General features: G+C 59.5%; 9 protein-coding genes and 1 pseudogene. 4 read left to right on the top strand and 6 right to left on the bottom strand.

Annotated features, from left to right (window positions below; genetic code table 11):
* Positions 1-204: 204 nt before the first annotated feature.
* Together L4G42_RS02105 and L4G42_RS02100 are read right to left on the bottom strand one after the other, a co-directional pair.
* Positions 205-1,731 (bottom strand): annotated as a pseudogene (locus L4G42_RS02105) (helicase-related protein); the annotation flags it as partial.
* Positions 1,732-2,023: 292 nt separating this feature from the next.
* Positions 2,024-3,145, bottom strand: coding sequence for a hypothetical protein (locus L4G42_RS02100; RefSeq protein WP_237253724.1), 1,122 nt, complete (start codon positions 3,143-3,145; stop codon positions 2,024-2,026).
* Between the two features lie 278 nt (positions 3,146-3,423).
* Here L4G42_RS02100 and L4G42_RS02095 point away from each other — a divergent pair, with 278 nt between their 5' ends.
* From L4G42_RS02095 to L4G42_RS02085, 3 genes are all read left to right on the top strand, one after another.
* Positions 3,424-5,451 carry an FIST N-terminal domain-containing protein gene (locus L4G42_RS02095; RefSeq protein WP_237253723.1) on the top strand — a complete coding sequence of 676 codons (2,028 nt, stop codon included), beginning with the start codon at positions 3,424-3,426 and terminating at the stop codon, positions 5,449-5,451.
* 52 nt (positions 5,452-5,503) lie between these two features.
* On the top strand, positions 5,504-6,313 hold the full coding sequence (locus L4G42_RS02090) for a helix-turn-helix transcriptional regulator (protein WP_237253722.1): 810 nt from the start codon (positions 5,504-5,506) through the stop codon (positions 6,311-6,313).
* 105 nt (positions 6,314-6,418) lie between these two features.
* Positions 6,419-7,816, top strand: a complete 1,398-nt coding sequence (locus tag L4G42_RS02085; protein ID WP_237253780.1) for an NAD-dependent succinate-semialdehyde dehydrogenase — start codon at positions 6,419-6,421, stop codon at positions 7,814-7,816.
* A 116-nt stretch (positions 7,817-7,932) separates the two neighbouring features.
* Here L4G42_RS02085 and L4G42_RS02080 read toward each other — a convergent pair whose 3' ends face one another.
* The 4 genes from L4G42_RS02080 to L4G42_RS02065 all read right to left on the bottom strand — a co-directional run bounded on the left by L4G42_RS02080 (position 7,933) and on the right by L4G42_RS02065 (position 12,094).
* A complete protein-coding gene (locus L4G42_RS02080; RefSeq protein ID WP_237253721.1) occupies positions 7,933-8,316 on the bottom strand; it encodes a hypothetical protein in 384 nt (127 codons plus the stop codon).
* 244 nt (positions 8,317-8,560) lie between these two features.
* A complete protein-coding gene (locus tag L4G42_RS02075) occupies positions 8,561-9,250 on the bottom strand; it encodes a type 1 glutamine amidotransferase domain-containing protein (protein WP_237253720.1) in 690 nt (229 codons plus the stop codon).
* Positions 9,251-9,486: 236 nt separating this feature from the next.
* Positions 9,487-10,089, bottom strand: coding sequence for a TetR/AcrR family transcriptional regulator (locus L4G42_RS02070; protein ID WP_272903791.1), 603 nt, complete (start codon positions 10,087-10,089; stop codon positions 9,487-9,489).
* A gap of 145 nt (positions 10,090-10,234) precedes the next feature.
* Positions 10,235-12,094: an ABC transporter ATP-binding protein gene (locus L4G42_RS02065; RefSeq protein WP_237260477.1), complete on the bottom strand. Its 1,860-nt coding sequence runs from the start codon at positions 12,092-12,094 to the stop codon at positions 10,235-10,237.
* Positions 12,095-12,348: 254 nt separating this feature from the next.
* Here L4G42_RS02065 and nadA point away from each other — a divergent pair, with 254 nt between their 5' ends.
* The gene (gene nadA, locus L4G42_RS02060) at positions 12,349-13,407 is read left to right on the top strand and encodes a quinolinate synthase NadA (protein WP_237260475.1); all 1,059 of its coding nucleotides are present in this window, start codon (positions 12,349-12,351) and stop codon (positions 13,405-13,407) included.
* Positions 13,408-13,463: the final 56 nt, after the last annotated feature.

Below are 13,463 nucleotides of genomic sequence, written 5' to 3'. Positions count from 1 at the left end.
TCTGCGTTTTCCGTCAAGCTCAACTCTTGGAGTGTCCTCTCCTCGACGGTCAAGGCGATGCTGGAAAGCCTGGACGATCCTCTCGATAGATATCCCGTCACCTCGCACATCCAACTCAATCATCCGATTCTCTAAACGGTCGCTGCACCGCAGTCCCCAAGATTTCTTTGGCCAAAAAAAAGCCACCCGAAGGTGGCACGATTTTCACAAAGCAATCAACTGCCTGGCCAACGCCATCTCAACCGAATCCCCATCCTGGTTCAACGAGTCAAGACCCGATTCAGGCACGTCTCCCGAGGTGCTCTGCGCCACGGCGATTTTCCGGGCCATCAACTGCAGACAAGTGATTTGCGATGTTCCTGCGTAACCGAAGAACACCACTCGCACCCGCTGTTTCTGACCAATTCTCCATGACCGCCGCGATGCCTGCTGCAGGGTGTACACGTTGTACCCCGTTTGCAGAAAAGCGATGGTCGGAAAGTCGAGCAAATCCAGTCCGGTTTTCACCAGCTCCGGGTTTGTAATCAGCACGTCGATACCGCGATCAACCTGATCGAGAATCCAGTCTTCTCGCTTGGCTGTGTCGACGCTGGCTCGAAGGACAGCGACCTTCAAACCTGCCGTTTCCAGTACTCGTTTGAGTCTGGCGGTGGTGTCTCGTGTGCCGGTGTATACGGAATAGGCCAGCACCTTACGGTTGTTGGCTTTCTCCGACAGGCACAGGTCCAGCAGTGCTTGTTCCTTGGGCATTAAGTCCTCATCCCCGAAGATCGACGGCACGTAGGCCAGCGTGTCTTTGGATCGAGGGTGTTTGACCACCTCCGGACGGAAGCAGTAGTCGGGCCATGCCAGTAGCACGTTGAGCACAACGCCCAAGAGCGTAGTGTCGCGGCGAGCGAGCGCCTGGCGCAGTTCTGCTGTGAGTGATGTGGCGAGTTTCTGATAGGCCAAGGCCTGATCAGGCGCCATTGAGATGTCGATAAACTCCTCGTGGTAGTCCGGCAGAACACTGCCGCCGATGTCTTTGAGTTTGAGGAACACGGTGAAGGGCAGTACGAAGCGGTGGATGCCTTTCGGTCCAAAGCCAGGCGCTTTTACCGTACGTACCGACAGTTTTTTACCTTTCGCCGTCTTGTGTGAGTCGCCATCGCGTTCGGTGTAAATGTCTTTCAGGACTCCGTGATCGCGCATGAAGGACATGGCCGCTGGTGCCATGCTGCCGCGCGCGCTGGGTTGGTAGCCGTCCTCGATCATGCGTCGTGTGAGAATGCGGAACAGGAGGTAGAACAGATCGTCCGCGTAGCCGCCCATTTGGGTGCCGGTCAGCAGCAAGGTTTTTCGGGCCTTTGCTGCCAGCACTCCCATAGCCTGGCCTTGAGCCGAGCCACTGTTTTTGTACTCATGTCCCTCGTCAATCACGAGCAGCTCGAAGCATCCATCGGGGAGGTATCGCTTGATGAACTCAGTGGGTTGATAACCGCCTTCGCCGAAGCCGAACTCGATATTCGCCATCGCACGTTCCATGCGCTTCGCCTGTCGGTCGTTGAAGATGAAATTGCCATCGGAGCCCATCAAGTTGATGAACTCCGATACGTTGTCCACCAGCATTGAGGCGAGGAAGTCTTCGCCGAAGTCGATGAGCAGCCGCTCAGCCCGTACGGGGCCGATCGTTGGGATTCGGCACATCGATTTGAGTATGGTGGAGCGACGAGTGCTGCCATCTGTTTTGCCCGAGCTCGGGAAACCCTAAATGAACTCGGCGATGCAAGCAGGCCTACTGTAGCGTCTAGTGTGCGGCCATCATCGACCACTATTTAATGCAGTCTTGATAGAGTCCAGTAAGAGATGTGACCTGATCTGATTGGGGTCTCCCATCAACCAATTGGTCGTAGGTTCGAATCCCACACGACCCACCATTTCGAAAATCTGGAAGGCCCATGAAAATGCGGATTTCCAGATTTTTTTTGCCTGTCTGAAAGTCAGCGGGCCGGGCTGACTCAATCAATCAGCACCCCTCGAGATCTCACGCCTTGCCGAAAACCACGTCCAGGGACATCGAGTCAGTATGCCGCATTGGGTTACTGCCCTGGCCCAGGGTATCGTCATTCGGATGCTGATAGGTCATTCCAGTGCCCAGCTCTTTGGTCAGGAAATCGCCCCCCTGTTTCATCTTCTCCGTGGACCCGTCGTACCATCCGGCGATGGTCTTGTTCCCGGCGGAGTCCCGGGTAGTAATGCTGTCAGGGGCTTTGTCAGCGATGCTTTGCTTGTCACCGACTTCAAAACCCTTGCCGTCGCTCGCATGAATTGCAGCGTTGCGGCCATCAATGTCGCTGGTATTGATGAAGCCGTTGTAGAACTCCAGGCGGCTCGCATCAGGCTTGTAGTTGCCGTGCGCATCGGCCTGTTTCAGCAGGCCCGTCGTGTCGGCCTCGTACTTCATGGTCCCTTTTTGCCCAGGCTCCAGTGACAATTCACCTACCAGCTTTTCATTTTTGTCGAACTGGCCAATCTTTATCGCATGGTCTTGAGTATTGGTGATATTGAGCGAGTAAGGCCCGCTGCCAGCGGTGGCCGCGTCGCCCACGGCGGTGTTCTTGCCTGCGGATGCAAGCGCAGCTGTTGCCGTCGGTGCAGCCTGAGCATCTGCCGAAGATGTGGATGCACGCACGGATGAAGACGCAACGTCAGGCACGGCTGATGATGACCCCGCCACACCTGACGCCGCAGCTGCCGGTTCGGACGCAGCGTTCGCAGCCACCGGCTGACCAGCTTCCGAGATTGTCGCCGACTTGCCTTGCGGCGAACCGCCCCTACCTTGGGAAGACGCGCCCGTATCGCTCCTGCTTTGCTGCATGAGTTGTGCGAGCGCCTGCATTATCTGCTCGACCAGATTACGTAACGATGCAGCAAGGTCCTGGTCGGTGGGGTTGGCCGCACGCTCGCCCGGGGTCACTCGGCTGTCACTGCTTTGCGCCGATGGTCCCCCATAGCTCACCGACTGCGCACCGGTGCCGGGCGAGACACCGAAATCGACTCCTCCGCCCGCTTGCCGCTGATCAGTGAGACGCCCTTGCGGCGAGGCAAAATTACTGCTGTTCAGGCCAAGACCCTGATCAACAGGCCCAGTTACTTTCATCGACATACGTCACCCGGTATGGATTCTATAGCGCTTGTGTGGCCCCTGATTCGCTTTGGTTCCGTCGTCCCTGGCCGTTGGTCCGATGCACCTTCATCTATTTGCACACGTCCCTCCAGTGGTCAGCATCAGCGATGCTCCCAGCCCTGATCACGTCTTTGGATGCTCGCCCTCCCGACCAACGCCCGTCCCCATACTTCAAGTCACTTCATCCACAGCCGATACAGAAAAAAGCTTCGCGTATGCAACGTATGCGCCCTGCGATCCTTTCTAGTGAGCCGACGATGAACCCATTCAACCTCTTCAACCGATCCCGTGCCCATCGCCAGGAAGCGATCAGCATTAATTGCACCGCTGGCGAGCTGGACCGTGCCTTGGCAGATGTACGTTCAGTTCCCGTTCTGGTGACGGGTTTCGTCTCTCCCCATCTGGACATCGACCAAATTGCCGCCGGCATCAAGCAGCGCTTCCCCGACAGTGCGCTGAGCCTGTGCACGACCTCCGGCGAGCTGTGCAACAGTGCGACCGGTTTGTATTGTGCGACCGGGGATCGATGGGACCGCATCGTCCTGCAGCTCTTCGAGCACAGTGTGATTGCATCAGCCGAGGTGGTGATGGTGCCGCTGGAATGCGAAGACATCCGCAGCGGCGGCAAGCGCATGGAGATGCGTGAGCGCATTGAAAAACTGGTCAACAACATTAAGCGCGCGCAGGTCAGCACGACCATCGACCACCGCGACACCTTGGCCTATGTGGTGTTCGACGGCTTGTCGGCGTCCGAATCGTTCTTCATGGAAGCGCTTTACGAGTCCGGTCGCTTCCCCTGCCTCTTCGTAGGAGGCTCGGCCGGTGGCAAGTCGGATTTCAAGAAGACGCTGATCCATGACGGCAAGCGCAGCTATCAGAATCATGCGCAAATTGTCTTCATCAAGACCGCCGCCGACATACGTTTTGGCGTGTTCAAAAGTCAGAATTTTCAACCTGCCGGATTGACCTTTAGCGTCCTGACCGCATCTGTCGAGGACCGCACCATCGACCAGGTGATCGACAGCAAGGGCAACATCATGAGCATGGTCCAGGCCCTGTGTAACGCCTTCAATTGCGACGCTCACGCCCTGGAAAAGAACCTCGCGGATTACTCCTTTGCCATTCGCGTGGGCAGCGAATTGTTCGTACGCTCTATTGCGCGTATCGACCATGCACAGCAAATCATTCAGCTGTTCTGCGACGTGGCCCCCGGCGAGGAACTGGTGATGGTCAAGCGCACCCCTTTGCGCGAAGCCACCCGCGTGGATTACGAGCAATTCCTGCGCGGCAAGGGCGGGCAGCCTGTCGCGGCGATCCTCAACGACTGCATCTTGCGTCGGGCCAACAACGGCAAGGATCTGGGCAGCATGACCGGATTGTTCGGTGACGTACCGCTGGTGGGGTTCTCGACCTTCGGCGAAATTCTCGGCCTGAATCTGAACCAGACGCTCACGGCGATCTTTTTCTTCCGTGTGGCGAAAGGCGCTTCGTTCACCGATGAGTACGTCGACCGTTTCATCGCTCACTATGGAGAATTCAAGGCATTTTTCCTGCGCCGCCAGCTCAAGAAGATGGTGGGTTTGAACCACGTCATCGTTAAGCAGATCGAGGCGTTCAAGCTCAACGATTTCAATAACGCGCTGGATACCCGCGGGCTGGATACCAAAGTTCTGCCTGTGTTCGAAGGCCTCGCCGCACTGGGTCGGGTCCTGGCCCAGGCCGGTCAGCAGCAGGAAGAGATGTCTACGCAAATCAAGCACTACTCCGGCGAGCTGCACCTGTCTATGGACGATCTGGCCGGCACGATTGACCAGCAGAACACTGTCTCGACAAACGCCGGCAATACTGTTGTAGCGCTGGTCAGCCAAGCGGACGAAGCGGTGGTCGGCGCACGAGCCCTCGCGGAATCGAGCCTGCGCATCCAGTCTATCGTGCAGGTGATTCAACAGATCGCCGGCCAGACCAATCTGCTGGCGCTCAACGCCGCGATCGAAGCCGCGCGGGCAGGGGATCTGGGCCGAGGCTTCGCCGTGGTCGCCGACGAGGTGCGCAAACTGGCGGAAATCACCCGCAAAAACGCGGCGGAGATCGGCGTCGACATCGACCTGCTCTCCAGCGAGATCCAGCGGGTGGCGCAGCAGATCGAGGACCAGTCAACCGGCGTCGGCGCGCTGCGCGAAATGCTCGACTCTCTGGAACACTCGAACCAGGCCACCGAAGGCACGGCAAGGCGCACCAAAGCCATCGCCGATACCTTGACCGGCTTGACCCACGCCAGAGCTTGACCCACGATGCCCGTTTTCCGCGATCAACCAAAACGTGGACCACGAGCGAGTTATGGCAAAAAGACCTTCGATAGAGCAGCGGCGCGAATTCGGTAACTTCTTGTCCAGCCGGCGCGCGCGGCTTGATCCGAAGGACTTCGGCCTGCCTGAAGGGCCGCGGCGCACGCCCGGATTGCGTCGCGAAGAAGTGGCGGCGCTGGCCGGGGTCAGCGTCAGCTGGTACACCTGGCTTGAGCAGGGCCGCGACATTCAGCCCTCGCCGGACGCGCTGCAACGGATATCCAAAGTCCTCAAGCTCGATCGTGTGGAGTCCGCGCACTTGTATGCGCTTTCCGCACTGGAGGTGCCAGTTGCTGAGACCGGCGGCGGGGTGACGGCCGGTCTGGAAATGCTGGTGCGCGCAATTAACCCCATTCCGGCGTATGTGCGCAACGCCCGACTCGACATTCTGGCGTGGAACGACGCCATCGCCGAGCTGTTCGTCGACTACGGTTCATTGCAGCCCCATGAGCGCAATACGCTGCGTTTGCTGTTTCTGTACATCCCGTACCGAACCATCATCCTGGATTGGGAGCAGATGGCGCGGGGCATGATCAGTGCATTTCGGGCATCGCGCGCGCTGGCTCAGGACAAGGCACCGTTCGACAGCCTGATCGAAGAACTCTCGGCCTTGAGCCCCGAGTTCAAAGAGTGGTGGCAGGACACCGAGGTCCAAGGTTTCGAAGAGGGCCGAAAGCGTCTGCTGCATCCCATCAGCGGCCATATCGATTTCACCTATGTCGCGCTGACGCCTGAAGGGCGGCCGGACCTGTCGCTGGTGACCTACATTCCCCGCCACACTGCCTATGACTCACGGTCATAGGATAACAACACGCCTTCCTGGCTTTTTCGGGCTTACTTAGAGTGACGGTCATCGCAGCGCACATGTGCTGCCCCGACCGCCCACGAGGTAATCACGATGTCTGACCTGAGCCCGATCTCTACCCTAAACGTCGCCACGTCACGCAACCCGGCCACCGGTGAGCTGATCGCCGCTTACCCCTTCCAGACCCAAACCGACGTCGAGCAGTTGCTGGATGTGAATGCGGCGGCCTTTCGCCTGTGGCGCGCCACGCCGATGCGCGAGCGCGTGGCGGCCTATCGCCGTCTGGCAGACACCCTGCGTGAGCGTTCGGAATCCTTCGCTGCACTGATCACCGCCGAAATGGGCAAGACCCTGGCGGCGGCCCGTGGAGAAGTGGAGAAGTGCGCCGCCACCATTGAATGGATTGCCGACAACGGCCCGGCGATTCTTGCCGATGAACCGGTCAAGGTGGACGGCGACGACGAAGTCCACGTGTCTTTCCTGCCGATCGGCACCGTGCTGGCGGTAATGCCCTGGAACTTCCCGCTGTGGCAGGTGATTCGCGCGTCCGGGCCGATCATGCTGTCGGGCAATGGCTTCATGCTCAAACACGCGCCGAACGTCATGGGCTCGGCTTACGCGCTGCAAGAAGCCTACGAGGCAGCGGGCTTTCCAAAAGGGCTGTTCACCAACCTCATTGCCGACAACGACACCGTGGCCCGCACCATTGAAGACCCGCGCATTGCTGCCGTCACTCTGACGGGCAGTATGCGTGCAGGTTCTGCCGTGGCAGCCACCGCAGGCAAGGCACTCAAGAAGAGCCTGCTGGAACTGGGCGGCTCGGACGCCTTTATTGTGCTGGCCGACGCGAATATCGACCTTGCGGTGAAAGCCGCCGTCGAAGCGCGGTTCCAGAACGCTGGCCAGGTCTGTCTGGCGGCCAAGCGCTTCATTCTGGAGGCACCGATCGCCGAGCAATTCACGCGTAAATTCGTTGCAGCGGTCGAGCAACTGAAAGTCGGCGACCCGCTCGACAGCGCAATCAACGTCGGTCCTATGGCCCGGGCTGATCTGCGCGATGAGCTGGATGGTCAGGTGCAACGCACCCTTGCCGCCGGCGCGACGTTGCTGCTGGGCGGGAAGAAAATCGACGGGCCCGGCAACTTCTACGCGCCCACCGTGCTGGCCAATGTGAAGCCAGGCATGGCCGCATTCGACGAAGAAACCTTCGGCCCGGTGGCAGCGATCACCATTGCCGCCAACGCCGAAGCTGCCATCGTGCTGGCGAACACCAGCGACTATGGATTGGGCGGCAGCCTGTGGACCCAGGACATCCCGCGCGCGCAACGCATTGCCCGGCGTCTGGAAACCGGCGGCGTGTTCATCAATGGCTTCCCGGCCACCAACGCGCGGATTCCGGTGGGGGGCGTCAAAAAGAGTGGCTATGGCCGCGAGCTGTCCCACTTCGGGCTGCGCGAATTCACCAATGCTCAGGCGGTGTGGGCCAAAAACGTTGACTGAGATTCAGTGAGCGGTGTCAGCACCTTAAGAGGTTTGTAATCGCCCACGCCGCAAAAAAAGCCGTCGCACCTGCGACGGCTTTTTCATGCCTGCCGTTTGGAATGGCGCTTCTGGATTCAGCCGATCGGGTGCAGGTCAGCGGGTGCCAGACCAACAAGCTCGATGTGCGCAGCGCTTGCATCGGCCATGATCAGGTTATGGGCGGTGAAGGTATTGGCGACGTTCTTGTGGATACTGATCTCGAATCGGTGGCCGTCGGCGTCCGCTTCATAATCCTTGGGGTAGGTAAGGTGGATGGCCGTATCGACAATCAGCTTAAACGTCCTGTCGGTGCCATCTCCCAGGCCGGTAAAGCCTAAATCCGAAACGTCCAGCAGGTCAGTGGCGCCAAGCCTCAAGCAGTGGATGAAGTCGACGCTGAACTGCCCCGTGCCGTCGTTTATAACGCTGTCGGTGAGATGTTTGAAGGCAAAGGTGTTGCGGGCATTGCCGCTGAACACTGCTTCCGCGCCTCCTTCACCTGTCACAACGGGCATCGTGAGCGTTCATCAATGCCAGCCATTGGCGTGGTAGAGCCGTCGAAGCAGTGTTTGTTTGATCATTCGCGTCCGTCCAGAAACGACAAAGCCCGACATAAAGTCGGGCCTGGGGTCGGGTCGAATCCGTTCATTACCAGTTCATGGCGGTTATCTCGGTGCAAAGTTGACAGGAAGGGGTGCGAACACCCCTCGCGCCGGGCGGTGATCAGGCCGATTTGTTTTGCAGTGCCTTGATCAGCACGTCTGCCGCAGGACCGGAAGAAGCAGGGTTCTGGCCGGTGATCAGCAGTCCGTCGGTGAGGACGTACGAGCCCCAGTCTGGACCTTTGGAGTAGACGCCGCCCAGTGATTTCAACTCGTCTTCCACCAGGAAAGGCACCACGTTGGTCAGGCCGACTGCTTCTTCTTCGCTGTTGGCAAAGCCGGTGACCTTCTTGCCTTTAACCAGCGGCGTGCCGTCGGCGTTCTTCACGTGGCGCAGCACGCCGGGGGCGTGACATACGACAGCGACGGGCTTGCCGGCTGCGATGAAGGTTTCGATGAGCTGGACGGAGTTTTTGTCTTCGGCCAGATCCCACAGAGGACCATGTCCGCCTGGGTAGAACACAGCGTCGAAATCTGCCTGGGACACGCTGTCCAGTCGGACGGTGTTGGCGAGCAGGGCTTTGGCGGTTTCGTCTTTCTCGAAACGACGGGTCAGGTCGGTCTGAAAGTCAGGCTCGTTGCTCTTCGGGTCCAGCGGAGGTTGACCGCCTTGTGGCGAAGCCAGAACGATTTCGGCGTTGATGTCGCTGAACGCGTAGTAGGGCGCCGCCAGTTCTTCCAGCCAGAAGCCGGTAGGACGGCCGGTGTTGCCTAGGGTGTCGTGGGAAGTCAGAACCATAAGAACTTTCATCGGGTGTATTCCTTGTGACGGGCTGAAGTAGGTACACCATAGCCTTGAGTAGACCAGTCGTCTAGAGTTATTTCAAGAAATTATTCAGCCCGTTGCCGGAGTGATGCGCAGGTACGCAGAAAGAGGTGCACGGACTGGCACGCACGAGACCGGCTGGCGAGCCGGCAGGCGTCGTGGCGGAGGAGACTAGGGATTAGGGGCAGCGGATGTTGCGGCGCACAGTCGCAGTGCGCCGATCAGGCAAGGCGCAAGATCACGCGCGTTGTCGCCATGGCCGTTTCAAAAGGGGCAAGTCTTCTTTCAATCTTGACCATCACGCTGGCGCCGACCCACAGCTGATACAGGCTTTGCGCAACGGCGTAAGGATTCTCGCAGGCGGGCAGCGAGCCGTCGGCAACGGCAGCCTCGATCGCGCTGCCGAGCCGGTCGGTAATCCCGGCCGTGCCGCGCTTCAGGACGGCGCGCATGGTTTCAGACAAATCGGCTACTTCAACGCCAAGTTTCACGGCGAGGCATTTACCCTGGCATTCCTGAAACGACTGCGTTTCTTGCCAGACGCGCCAGTAGTTCATCAGCCGCTCGCCCATGGGCAGGCCGGGCTCGCCGAGGATGCGATCGATGTCAGCGAGATAGTCGTCGAAGTAGTGCTCGAGCAACGCCTCACCGAAGGCATCCTTGGAGCCGAAGTAATGATAGAAGGAGCCTTTCGGTACGCCCGCAGCGGCCAGAATTTCGTTCAGGCCAACGCCGGAATACCCCTTGGCGGCCATGATGCGTTGGCCGACGTCGAGAATTCCTTGACGGACATCAGATGAACCACGTGTTTGGGGAGTATTCATAGCGTCGGAGAATACATCCTAGTAAGTCGGTCTACTAGATGATTCTGATGGGCGATGCTGTCGTGTGTCAGCGGGGCCCGCGTCGAACGACGGTTTTGCCCCAAAGCCGTCGTGTGTCGCTGCGGTTATACCGCGAGCCTGCCCGCTATACCTGATCCACCGCTTCAGGCACGCCCTGATCCTCGCCCAGAAATCCGCCGCTCTGGTGATGCCACAGCCGCGCGTATGTGCCGTTCTTGTTGAGCAGCTCAGAGTGGGTGCCTTGTTCGATGATGCGCCCGTCGTCCATCACGATGAGCCGGTCCATGGCCGCAATCGTCGACAGCCGGTGGGCGATGGCAATGACGGTTTTGCCTTTCATCATTTCGTCGAGGCTTTCCTGAATCGCCACTTCGACTTCCGAATCCAGCGCGCTGGTCGCTTCGTCCAGCAGCAGGATCGGCGCGTTCTTCAGCATCACGCGGGCAATGGCAACGCGTTGGCGCTGGCCGCCCGAGAGCTTGATGCCACGCTCACCGACCAGCGTGTCGTAGCCGCTGTGGCCATGCTTGTCGCTTAGCTGGCTGATGAAGCCATCCGCCTGGGCGTTCACCGCCGCGGTGCGGATTTCCTCTTCGGTGGCATCAGGTCGACCATACGCAATGTTGTCGCGAATGGATCGATGCAGCAGCGACGTGTCCTGAGTCACCATGCCGATGGCGCTGCGCAGGCTGTCTTGCGTGACCTGCCTGATGTTCTGCCCATCGATGCGAATCTCGCCGCTGTCCACGTCATAAAAGCGCAGCAACAGATTGATCAGCGTGGATTTGCCGGCGCCTGAGCGGCCGACCAGCCCGATCTTCTCGCCCGGCCGGATGGCCAGGTTCAAACCATCCAGCACCTGGCGCTCGCCGTTATAGTTGAAGCTGACGTTGTCAAAAGTCACTGCGCCGCCGGTGGTCTTCAACGAGGTTGCATCCGGCGCGTCCTGCACTTTAGGGCCCTGAGTCAGGGTCGCCATGCCGTCCTGCACCGTGCCGATGTTCTCGAACAGCGAGGTCATCTGCCACATGATCCAGTGGGACATGCCGTTGATCCGCAGCGCCATCGCGGTAATCGCCGCCACCGCACCGGTGCCGACGTCACCCTGATGCCACAGCCACAAGGCATAACCGCCCGCGCCCAGAATCAACGCGACGACCAGCGCCTGATTAACGATCTCGAACTGGCTGACCAGACGCATCTGGCGAAAGCCCGTCTGCTTGAAGTCTTCCATCGCCGCGCGCGCAAACTGCGCTTCACGTTTGGAGTGGGAGAACAGCTTCACGGTGGTGATGTTGGTATAGGCGTCGGAGATCCGGCCGGTCATCGACGACCGCGCGTTGGCCTGCTCCTGACCGACTTTGCCCAGGCGCGGCACGAAGTACAGCATGGCCAGCCCGAACAACACGATCCAGGCAATGAACGGCAGCATCAGCTTCAAGGCGAAACCGCCGGCCAGCGCGATGATTGCGATGAAGTAAACGCCGATGCCGGGCGCGATTTCGATCAGGGTGAACAGTACGTCCCTTACCGACAGCGCAGTCTGCATGACCTTGGTGGTGACCCGACCGGAGAACTCATCGGAAAAGAACGACAGGCTTTGCCGCAGCATCAGGCGATGAAAGTCCCAGCGCAGCCGCAACGGCAGGTTGATCGCCAGCACCTGGTGCTGAACCATCGTGCGCATGGCCACCAGCCCGACGCTGATCACGAGCACAATGCCGATGCCCCACAGCGCCCGACTTTCCTCTCCTGCAGCGGCGCCGCCGTCCTTCCATGTCGACAGCAGATCGACCACTTGCCCGAGGAACGAGAAAAGCCAGGCTTCGTAGATCGACACACAGGCGCTGAGCACCGCAAGGGCGAGGATGTAGCCACGCGCACCCCGGGTGCAGGCCCAGAGAAACCGCCCCAGGCCCACGGGCGGCGGCGGTGCTTCGTCGGGTGGAAAGGGGTCGAGTCGTCGTTCAAACACGCTCAGCATGAGGGGCTCCAAAACTGTCCAGTGACGCAGATTCTGCCATTGAATGGCGGGCTTGAGGGTTTCGGTGCCTTTTTGGATGACTCGTTCCAACCATTGCGGACGTGTTTTTGCGATGTCCTGCGCTTGAGGCGATGGCGCTTACAATGAGGGTGGGGACTGCCGGTAAGTGATCGCTCAACAGATCCCGTGCTAACTTCCCGGCCGTTTTCTATCATGCGGACTTTCCGTCCGTACGCGCATTCAGGTCCAACGACATGACACACATCTCCGAACGCCTCCTGGTCCAAGCGCACCTGGACGCCAAACAGCCGAAAACCCTGAGCCCGGACGAGGAAGCGGAATACCGCCGCCTGATCGCCGCCGAGCTCAAGGCCCAGGACGCCGTGCTGGTCGCTCACTACTACTGCGATCCGGTGATTCAGGCACTGGCGGAAGAAACCGGCGGTTGCGTCTCGGACTCTCTGGAGATGGCGCGTTTCGGCAAAAACCATCCGGCGAAAACCGTGCTGGTGGCCGGGGTGCGTTTCATGGGTGAAACCGCAAAAATCCTCACCCCCAAAAAACGCATCCTGATGCCGACCCTTGAGGCAACGTGCTCGCTGGACCTCGGTTGCCCGGTCGATGAGTTTGCTGCGTTCTGCGATCAGCACCCCGAGCGCACGGTGGTGGTTTACGCCAACACCTCAGCCGCCGTAAAAGCCCGTGCCGACTGGGTGGTGACGTCCAGTTGCGCGCTGGAGATCGTCGAAAGCCTGATGGACAACGGCGAGAAAATCATTTGGGCGCCCGACAAGCATCTGGGCCGTTACATCCAGCGCGAGACCGGGGCGGACATGCTGTTGTGGGACGGCGCCTGCATCGTGCACGAGGAGTTCAAGTCCCGGCAGCTGGAGGACATGAAAGCGTTGTACCCGGACGCCGCCATTCTGGTGCACCCGGAATCCCCCGAGTCGGTCATCGATCTGGCTGACGCCGTGGGCTCTACCAGCCAGTTGATCAAGGCGGCGCAGACGCTGCCGAACACCACTTTCATCGTCGCCACCGATCGCGGCATCTTTTATAAGATGCAGCAGCTGTGCCCGGACAAGGTCTTCATTGAGGCGCCCACTGCAGGCAATGGCGCCGCATGCCGCAGTTGTGCCCATTGCCCGTGGATGGCGATGAACACGCTGGCGCGCACGCTTCAGTGTTTGCGCGAAGGCACCAACGAGATATTCGTCGACCCGGCGGTTATCCCTCACGCCGTTCGGCCGTTGCAGCGCATGCTCGACTTTACCCAGGCGGCACGCATGAAAGCCTCGGGAAATGCCTGATTAACAGCGGCCAGCTGCTTCAAGCCGATTTGCTGCATTCCATCTTGCAGCTTATG

This window comes from Pseudomonas petrae (genome assembly GCF_021728295.1).
Taxonomy (GTDB): domain Bacteria; phylum Pseudomonadota; class Gammaproteobacteria; order Pseudomonadales; family Pseudomonadaceae; genus Aquipseudomonas; species Aquipseudomonas petrae.
This window is presented reverse-complemented; position numbering and strand designations above follow the sequence as displayed.

What these genes read in the sequence shown, in the direction of transcription:
- L4G42_RS02065 (WP_237260477.1), bottom strand. Translation starts at nt 12,094, where the DNA reads ATGCTGAGCGTGTTTGAACGACGACTCGACCCCTTTCCACCCGACGAA.
- L4G42_RS02095 (WP_237253723.1), top strand. Translation starts at nt 3,424, where the DNA reads ATGAACCCATTCAACCTCTTCAACCGATCCCGTGCCCATCGCCAGGAA.
- L4G42_RS02070 (WP_272903791.1), bottom strand. Translation starts at nt 10,089, where the DNA reads ATGAATACTCCCCAAACACGTGGTTCATCTGATGTCCGTCAAGGAATT.
- L4G42_RS02100 (WP_237253724.1), bottom strand. Translation starts at nt 3,145, where the DNA reads ATGTCGATGAAAGTAACTGGGCCTGTTGATCAGGGTCTTGGCCTGAAC.
- L4G42_RS02090 (WP_237253722.1), top strand. Translation starts at nt 5,504, where the DNA reads ATGGCAAAAAGACCTTCGATAGAGCAGCGGCGCGAATTCGGTAACTTC.
- nadA (WP_237260475.1), top strand. Translation starts at nt 12,349, where the DNA reads ATGACACACATCTCCGAACGCCTCCTGGTCCAAGCGCACCTGGACGCC.
- L4G42_RS02075 (WP_237253720.1), bottom strand. Translation starts at nt 9,250, where the DNA reads ATGAAAGTTCTTATGGTTCTGACTTCCCACGACACCCTAGGCAACACC.